The sequence below is a fragment of the Nocardia sp. NPDC060220 genome, assembly GCF_042727815.1.
Taxonomy (GTDB): Bacteria; Actinomycetota; Actinomycetes; order Mycobacteriales; family Mycobacteriaceae; genus Nocardia.
This window is the reverse complement of sequence record NZ_JBHWZY010000315.1, coordinates 1-7241: the sequence shown is the minus strand read 5'-3', so window position 1 is coordinate 7241 and position 7241 is coordinate 1. Positions and strand designations below refer to the sequence as shown.

General features: G+C 65.3%; 10 protein-coding genes. 8 read left to right on the top strand and 2 right to left on the bottom strand.

The annotated features are described in order from the left end of the window. Positions 1 to 214 precede the first annotated feature (214 nt). The 5 genes from ACFWF3_RS17750 (at position 215) to ACFWF3_RS17730 (ending at position 4798) form a co-directional block, all read left to right on the top strand. A complete protein-coding gene (locus tag ACFWF3_RS17750; RefSeq protein WP_378996001.1) occupies positions 215 to 706 on the top strand; it encodes a beta-class carbonic anhydrase in 492 nt (163 codons plus the stop codon). A 67-nt stretch (positions 707 to 773) separates the two neighbouring features. Beyond that, complete coding sequence (locus ACFWF3_RS17745; RefSeq protein WP_379314497.1) at positions 774 to 1547, top strand: SDR family NAD(P)-dependent oxidoreductase; 774 nt, start codon at positions 774 to 776, stop codon at positions 1545 to 1547. A gap of 172 nt (positions 1548 to 1719) precedes the next feature. After that, positions 1720 to 2226, top strand: coding sequence for a pyridoxamine 5'-phosphate oxidase family protein (locus ACFWF3_RS17740; protein ID WP_379314496.1), 507 nt, complete (start codon positions 1720 to 1722; stop codon positions 2224 to 2226). A gap of 120 nt (positions 2227 to 2346) precedes the next feature. Further along, the gene (locus ACFWF3_RS17735) at positions 2347 to 3957 is read left to right on the top strand and encodes a GMC family oxidoreductase (protein ID WP_379314495.1); all 1611 of its coding nucleotides are present in this window, start codon (positions 2347 to 2349) and stop codon (positions 3955 to 3957) included. A 139-nt stretch (positions 3958 to 4096) separates the two neighbouring features. Next, entirely contained in the window at positions 4097 to 4798 is a 702-nt protein-coding gene (locus tag ACFWF3_RS17730) for a Crp/Fnr family transcriptional regulator (protein ID WP_379314494.1), read from the top strand. Here ACFWF3_RS17730 and ACFWF3_RS17725 read toward each other — a convergent pair. Continuing rightward, positions 4786 to 5325: a hypothetical protein gene (locus ACFWF3_RS17725; RefSeq protein WP_379314493.1), complete on the bottom strand. Its 540-nt coding sequence runs from the start codon at positions 5323 to 5325 to the stop codon at positions 4786 to 4788. The genes ACFWF3_RS17730 and ACFWF3_RS17725 overlap by 13 nt on opposite strands. Between ACFWF3_RS17725 and ACFWF3_RS17720 the strand changes: the two genes are divergently transcribed. The 3 genes from ACFWF3_RS17720 to ACFWF3_RS17710 all read left to right on the top strand — a co-directional run bounded on the left by ACFWF3_RS17720 (position 5318) and on the right by ACFWF3_RS17710 (position 6647). Further along, positions 5318 to 5644 carry a hypothetical protein gene (locus ACFWF3_RS17720; protein ID WP_378996014.1) on the top strand — a complete coding sequence of 109 codons (327 nt, stop codon included), beginning with the start codon at positions 5318 to 5320 and terminating at the stop codon, positions 5642 to 5644. The genes ACFWF3_RS17725 and ACFWF3_RS17720 overlap by 8 nt on opposite strands. A 333-nt stretch (positions 5645 to 5977) precedes the next feature. Then, positions 5978 to 6106: a hypothetical protein gene (locus tag ACFWF3_RS17715; protein WP_379314492.1), complete on the top strand. Its 129-nt coding sequence runs from the start codon at positions 5978 to 5980 to the stop codon at positions 6104 to 6106. Positions 6107 to 6140: 34 nt separating this feature from the next. Further along, entirely contained in the window at positions 6141 to 6647 is a 507-nt protein-coding gene (locus tag ACFWF3_RS17710; protein ID WP_378996018.1) for a MarR family winged helix-turn-helix transcriptional regulator, read from the top strand. A gap of 412 nt (positions 6648 to 7059) precedes the next feature. Here the strand turns inward: ACFWF3_RS17710 and ACFWF3_RS17705 are convergent. Further along, positions 7060 to 7241: hypothetical protein (locus ACFWF3_RS17705; RefSeq protein WP_379314491.1), on the bottom strand; the 182-nt coding region annotated here is incomplete at its 5' end.

Here is a 7241-nt window from a genome sequence, read left to right as displayed (position 1 = left end):
GGTGCGGGCCACAGAGGCGGCCGGTCGCGGTCGATCAGGCTTCCCTCCCTGCCCGACGCAGGCACCGTGGCATCGACGCAGGCGCCTACTCGTTCGCACCGCTGCGAACGACCCTTCGCCTCGATCTGCGCGAATCTCTGGCCGCCCTCCGAACCAGCACCAACCATGAAGGCGGAGATTCGTTGTCGCGACCCATCAACCCTAGGACGCCGCCATGACCGTCACAGACGAATACCTCAGCAACAACGCCACGTACGCAGCGCAGTTCAGCGGCCCGCTCCCGCTGCCGCCCAGCAAGCACGTCGCGGTGGTGGCGTGCATGGACGCCCGCCTCGATGTCTACCGCATCCTGGGCCTGCACGACGGTGAAGCGCACGTCATCCGCAACGCGGGCGGCGTGGTCACCGACGACGAGATCCGCTCGCTGGCCATCAGCCAGCGACTGCTCGGCACGACGGAGATCATCCTGATCCACCACACCGACTGCGGCATGCTCACCTTCACCGACGACGATTTCAAACGGGCGATCCAGGACGAGATCGGCATCAAGCCCACCTGGTCCGCCGAGGCCTTCGGCGATCTCGACGAGGACATCCGCAACTCGCTGCGCCGCATCGAACGCAGCCCCTTCATCACGCGCACCACCTCCCTGCGCGGATTCGTCTTCGACGTCGCGACCGGAAAACTGAACGAAGTACTCGACTGATCATCGGTGTGACTGCCCGAGTGGCCGAGATCAGATCCGCTGCTCGGGCTCCGACACAAGGCCCCAGATGAGCAAGCCCTCCCCCGCCGACGCACGTCGCGTCGCGATCGTGACCGGCGCCGCGTCCGGTATCGGCCGAGCCACTGTCGAGTTGTTCGCCGAACGCGGGCACGACGTGGTCGCGGTGGATCTCTCCGAGCACGGCCTGACCGGATTCGGCGACGGCATCGTGACCCTGGCCGGCGACGTGTCCTCCGACGCGGTGAACCAGGCCGCGGTCGACGCCGCGCTGAGCCGTTTCGGCCGACTCGACACCATCGTCCTCAATGCCGGAACCGGCGGCACCCCGCCGCTCGAGGCCGCCGATGCGGTGCGCACAGCCGACCGCATCCTCGACGTGAACCTGCTCGGGCCGATTCGCGGGCTGCGAGCGGCGATTCCGGCGTTGCGTCGGTCCGGGGGCTGCGCGGTGTTGACCGCATCGGTGGCCGGTTTGCGTGGCGATGCGGGAAACTGGGCCTACAACGCGTCCAAAGGCGCGTTGATCAACCTGGTCCGCGCGGTCGCGATCGACTATGCCGCGCAGGGGATTCGGATCAACGCCATCGCACCCGGGCTCACCCGCACCGGCATCACCGCCGGCGTACACCAGGACCTCGCACTGCTCGCCGCGATCGAACGCCGGATCCCACTCGGACGGTTCGCGGAACCACGTGAACAGGCGGAGGCGATCTGGTTCCTCGCCTCGCCCGCCGCCGGCTACATCACCGGCACCACCCTCGTCGTCGACGGTGGCCTCGACGCCAACCTGGGCATTGTGCCGCTGCCCGGCCAGTTCTGAACCAGCAGCGCCCATCCGATGTGCTGTCGACTGCTGCGATTCACCCTGTGGGACGCGCTGTTCCAGCAGGCGGCAACAACAGGGGCCGCTGACCAGCGGAATAGTCGCGTTCGGGATCGCCGATCGCGGTTGCTCGATAGGGTCGGCGCAACGATCGAGCTGGAAGGTGAACGTGGGAATCAAACAGCGGGCCACGGTGCAGATGAGCGCGGACGAGATCGCGCAGTTCCTCGACCGCAGCAGGGTGCTCACCTTGGCCACCCTCGATGCCGAGGGGAAACCGCATCTGACAGCGATGTGGTTCGGGCACCTCGACGGCAAGATCTACTTCGAGACCAAGGCGAAGTCGCAGAAGGCCGCCAACCTGCGCCGTAACCCGACCCTCACCTGCATGGCCGAGGCGGGCGACACCTACGACCAGTTGCGCGGCGTGTCGATCGAAGGAACAGCGCATCTGATCGAGGACCCCGCCGATGAGGAGTACTGGAACGCCGGAATCGACGTCTTCCGCCGCTACGTCGGTCCCTACACCGAGCAGGCTCGTCCGCTGGTCGAGTCCATGATGCACAAACGCATCGTCGTTCGGGTCGAGCCGACGCGGATCCGCTCGTGGGACCATCGCAAACTCGGTCTGCCCGCCATGCCGCTCGGCGGCAGCACAGCCGGCGTTCAACCCTGATCTGAGCCCTTCGGACGAGCACAATGAAGGGGTCCACCTCTCGACCGCATCCTGGAAGTCGTCTCCGGCAGGGTGATCGTCGCCGTACCGGAAGAACGGTAATCGAACGGAGAAACGCCGATGACCGACGCCGATTACATCGTGGTTGGAGCCGGTAGCGCCGGTTGCGCGGTAGCTCGCCGACTCGCGGAAAGTGGCGCGTCTGTCGTGCTGATCGAGGCTGGGCGCGCCGACGACAAAGGCATCGCCAAGATGCTCTTCCAGATTCCCGGCGCTATCAACGTCATGCACTCCACGCCGCAGTTGAAGAAGCTGTTCGACTGGGGTTCCAAGTCGACACCGCAGCGCTGTGCGCTCGATCGCACGATCCCCATGACGCGCGGCCGGGTCCTGGGTGGTTCGAGTTCGGTCAACGGCATGCTCTTCGTCCGCGGCAACAAGAAGAACTTCGACGACTGGGCGGCCGAGGGCTGCGAGGGCTGGGACTACGCCGGTGTCCTTCCGTACTTCAAACGACTCGAAGATTGGGAGGGCGGCGCCAGCGAGCTCCGTGGTGGCGGTGGCCCGATCAAGGTCACCCGGAAGAGCGATCTCACCGAGGCGGCCCGCGCGTTCATGGCAGCGGCGACCGAGCGCCTGGGTGTGCCTGCCATCGACGACTACAACGCGGAAAGTCAGGAAGGCGTCGCGGTCTTTCAGCAGAGCGCCGCGAAGGGGTTGCGCTACTCCACCGCGCAGGGCTACATCCATGCGGATCCGCTCCCGAACCTGCTGGTTCTCACCGAGACGACGGTCATCAGGATCGTCATCAACGGCTCGCGGGCCACCGGCGTCGAGATCTCGGTCGAGGGCGGCAAGCAGATTGTGCACGCCTCGCGCGAGGTGATCCTCTCGGCGGGAGCGTTCGGGTCGCCGCAGATCCTCCAACTGTCCGGAATCGGTCCCGCCGAACACCTCGCGCAGCACGGTATCGCGGTGCACGCGGATCTGCCGGTCGGCGACAACCTGCACGACCACCTCTTCGTCCCGCTCTCGTACAACATGAAATCGGCGGTGCGTCGACCGACTCCGTCGTACTTCCTGCGCGGACTCCTCGCGGAGAAGCGCCGGCCAGGGAGCTCGTGGGCGGCCGGATCATCGTTCGAGTCCGTCGCGTTCGTGCGCACGTCGTTCGCCCAGGACATTCCCGACCTGCAACTGCTCAGCCTCTACTGGGTCTACCCCTCGCCCAACCAGGACTCCGACAAGCGGGTCGTACCGCCGACGAAGAAGCCGGGGCAGAGTGTCTTCCCGACGCTGATCTACCCGGAGAGCCGGGGCACCGTCAGGCTCTCCTCGGCGGATCCGACCGCGACTCCACTCATCGACCCCGGGTACCTGAGTGTGCCCAAAGATGCGGAAGTGCTGCTCGAAGGCATCGCGATGGTGCGCGAGATCATGGCGGGAACCGGCGACAACGCAGGCGAGATCAACCCCGGGGCCGAGTTCGCCGACGACGCGTCGCTGCGCGCGGAGCTGCCGAACCGAATTCACACCGTGTACCACCCGGTGGGCTCGGTGCGGATGGGCGTCGACGAGCGTGCGGTCGTCGATCCGACGTTGCGGGTTTCGGGCATCGACGGTCTGCGCGTCGCGGACGCGTCGATCATGCCGTCCATCATCGGCGGGAACACCAACGCTCCCTCGATCATGATCGGCGAGAAGTGCGCGGACCTGATCCTTCGCCCCTGAGCGGTTCCGCATCGGTATGCACGCGGTGGGCCTCTTGCCGAAGGGAGGACAATGGGCGGTGGGTTGACCAGTTCGTACGCACCGTCAGGAGCACGCGATGCTACACAGCCACCGAACGTTCTCCCACTTGCTGCACGATATGGGTGAGCAGTCTTTCGACGACCACCGAGTGCGTCATGCGGCCTGGGTCGCGCGATGGGTAGGCCACGGCGCCACCGCTCCCCTGCATCTCGATGACCTCACCGCCCTTGCCGACCGTCTCGAGCCCCAAGCCCTGCCCGCCGGATCGGTGATGTTCTCGGCGGACCAACCGCCGGACGGAGTCTGGATCGTGCGGCAGGGGCAGGTCGAACTGTCCGTCGAGTCGGGCACACAGCGTGCGGTGGTAGGCATGTTGGGTCCTGGCGATGTCGACGGCGATATCGCGCTGGTGCTGGGGGTGCCACTGGCATACACCGCGCGCACGCTCGCCGAGACGCAGTGCCTGTTCCTGCCTCAGCGCAATTTCGACACAGTGCTCACCACCCACCCCGAGATCGCTCGGCGCTGGATATCCACTGTGGCGCAACGGGTTACGGCAGTCCAGACCCGGCTGACCGATATGCTCGGCCGCCCGCTCCCGGTCCAGGTGGCTCAACTGCTTCTCGACGAAGCCGTCGACGGGTCGGTGCAGCTGGATCAGCGCACGCTCGCCGCCATGCTCGGTGTGCGGAGCCCGTCGTTCCACAAGGTCATCGAGGAATTCGAGCGACACCGCCTGATCACCATCGGCCCAGGAAGCATCGGCATCGATGACGGCGACGGATTGCGGCAGCTCACAGCAAAACTTCACAGCCACTGAGCAGCCGGCGGGTGATGACAGGCCGAGACAATATCGGCCTGCGAAAAAACCTTTCCGCAGTTAACTATTCCGGATAGATATCTAATTGCGGATAATGATATTTTTGACACGCTTGGATTTGCGATTTCAACAACAGAAAGATGCGAGCGGGTTATATTTTCTGAACACCCATTTTTTAGCGGTTCGAACTCCCGTCTTACCGCTGCTCGACATTCCCTGGAGATCGCCATGATATCGACCTCTTCCCTGTTTCGTGCGGGCTTTATTGCCCCGGTCGCCATCGCTACCGTCTTTTGTTTGGCCGCACCGGTAAATGCTGCGCCCGTCAGCGTGAACTGGAGCTGCCGGGGCACGGTCCTCGGTATCGGCCAAACCTCGAGCATGAACACCTCGGTCACCGGCACCGCGCCGAGCTCTGCGGCGTCGGGTTCCGCGGTGGCCATCACCATCACACCGGGCGCCTCGTCGGTGCCCAGTTCGGCTTCCGGATTCACCGTGAACAACATCAGCAACCTGAAGATGACCATTCCGACTCCGGCGAATTCGACGGTGGTCTCGGCTACCGCCTCCGGGGGCACCGTGGCGGGCACCGTGGCCACATCGGGCGGGAATGTCGTACTGACCGTGCCGGGCCCGATCGCCGGCGGCACCAGCTTCACCCCGCCGGCGGTGACCATCAACGTCACCGCCGGCGCCGCCGGAACACCGATCACCAGCAAGTACGCGGGGACCAGCTACACCAGTCCCGGTATGACCATGACGACCAATGTCTCCTTTGTCGGCAATGTCGCGACCTCGTGCTACCCGAACCCGTCCCCGACCCTGACCACCACAGCTGTCGTCTGAGCTCACCCGACGAGTGCCGCCGGATGATGACCGGTGTCCGCGCCGGCGGCCTGTGGTGAAGGGGCCGGACCGGGTTGCCTCAGCAGCCCGGCCCGGCCCCACCGACCCACACCCGACGGCAGCATCACCTGATAGTGGTTGCCCTGCTTACGGTTTGGAGCCGAGAAGTCACTTCGACCGAATTATCCGATGCGCAGTATCGCCTCGCCCGGTGTGTCGTACAGTGCATGTCCGGCACAGCCACGGCCGCTTCGACGACCGGAGCGGTGCCGCTTTCGTGATGTTCGTCAGCCGCGGTTCGGGCAGCCGGTCGATCGATGGACAGGAGCGCCCATGCCCACTTCGAGCACCTGGCCGCAATCCCCGCTGCCGCGCCCTGCGGCATCCATCGACTCCGCCGCGCGTCCCGGCTCCCCTGAACGGATCGCGGCGCTCAGCAACCGAGCAGGCCCTGATCGGTGACTTGTGCTGAGCGGTTCTCTGTTTCCAGTGATCGATGGGAAAGCCCGTGTGCCCGACAACAAGCGAACCCGCCCGGATCTCGGTCGAGCTCAAAAGGGCGCTGGAGTTCTACCACGGAAGCGTCGAGGACCTGGTCCGTGAATTGATCAGAGTGCTGGGCGTGAACGAGACCGATCGGCGTGCGCTGGAGATCGTCCTGCTCGAGGAGAAGTCCACGACGCCGGGCAGGCTGGCCGAGCGGCTCGGTCTCACCTCCGCCGGTGTCACGATCATGCTCAACCGGCTGGAGAAACAGGGCTACATCGCACGGTCGCTGCACCCGACCGATCGTCGTCGCGTCATTGTGATGGCCACCGAACTCGCGGCCGATCGCGTACAGGAACTCGTCGTTCCGATGATCGTCGAGAGCTACAAGATGTTGCTGAATTATTATGACGCCGCCGAACTGGAAATAATCGCCGACTTTCTCACCCGTGCGGGCGAACTGCAACGAATTCACCGGCAACGGCTGCGCGAGGTGGATCCCTACTCGCGCCCCTGAGAACAGCACGCCGGTCGGCGTATTTCGAGGGAGAAAGCAGGAATGCAATGCGCACCTTCGACAACAGCGAAGACCCGGTGGCGGAGCCTGTCACCGAGACCGAGCCTCGACCCCAGAATGTGCGACGGTGCGGCCACCCGTCCGCGGCGCGATCAACAGACCGGTTCCGGCGGCACATGTCGCGTGCCGGGGTGGCGGCCGCGTTGGCGATGACGGTTATCGGGACAACGCTCGTGGTGCGGGCAGATTCGAGCCCACCGGCGCGGGCGAACAGCGCGGGGCCGTTCGCGGGCCAACCCACCGCACGATTTTCCGACTACAGTGCCGGCCGAAGCCAGTCCATCGCGACGATCACGAGCACAACAGCCGACAACCCGAGCGAGGTCGCCGTACCGGTCGACGTCCCAGGCGGCTACCCCACTACCGATACCGAGTCCGCCCAACCGGGCGCTGATTCCCCGAGCACGACCACTGCGACGGAAACGACGACAGCCATACCGACGGAAACCGCGACGGCGAACTCGACGGTTGTTTCGGTGAGCGCGAGTTTCTCTGCCACGGCAAGCCTTTCGGTCCAGGACACCTCCGATGTGC

What these genes read in the sequence shown, in the direction of transcription:
- ACFWF3_RS17750 (WP_378996001.1), top strand. Translation starts at nt 215, where the DNA reads ATGACCGTCACAGACGAATACCTCAGCAACAACGCCACGTACGCAGCG.
- ACFWF3_RS17730 (WP_379314494.1), top strand. Translation starts at nt 4,097, where the DNA reads ATGGGTGAGCAGTCTTTCGACGACCACCGAGTGCGTCATGCGGCCTGG.
- ACFWF3_RS17725 (WP_379314493.1), bottom strand. Translation starts at nt 5,325, where the DNA reads ATGGTCATCTTCAGGTTGCTGATGTTGTTCACGGTGAATCCGGAAGCC.
- ACFWF3_RS17710 (WP_378996018.1), top strand. Translation starts at nt 6,141, where the DNA reads ATGGGAAAGCCCGTGTGCCCGACAACAAGCGAACCCGCCCGGATCTCG.
- ACFWF3_RS17745 (WP_379314497.1), top strand. Translation starts at nt 774, where the DNA reads ATGAGCAAGCCCTCCCCCGCCGACGCACGTCGCGTCGCGATCGTGACC.
- ACFWF3_RS17715 (WP_379314492.1), top strand. Translation starts at nt 5,978, where the DNA reads ATGCCCACTTCGAGCACCTGGCCGCAATCCCCGCTGCCGCGCCCTGCG.
- ACFWF3_RS17720 (WP_378996014.1), top strand. Translation starts at nt 5,318, where the DNA reads ATGACCATTCCGACTCCGGCGAATTCGACGGTGGTCTCGGCTACCGCC.
- ACFWF3_RS17735 (WP_379314495.1), top strand. Translation starts at nt 2,347, where the DNA reads ATGACCGACGCCGATTACATCGTGGTTGGAGCCGGTAGCGCCGGTTGC.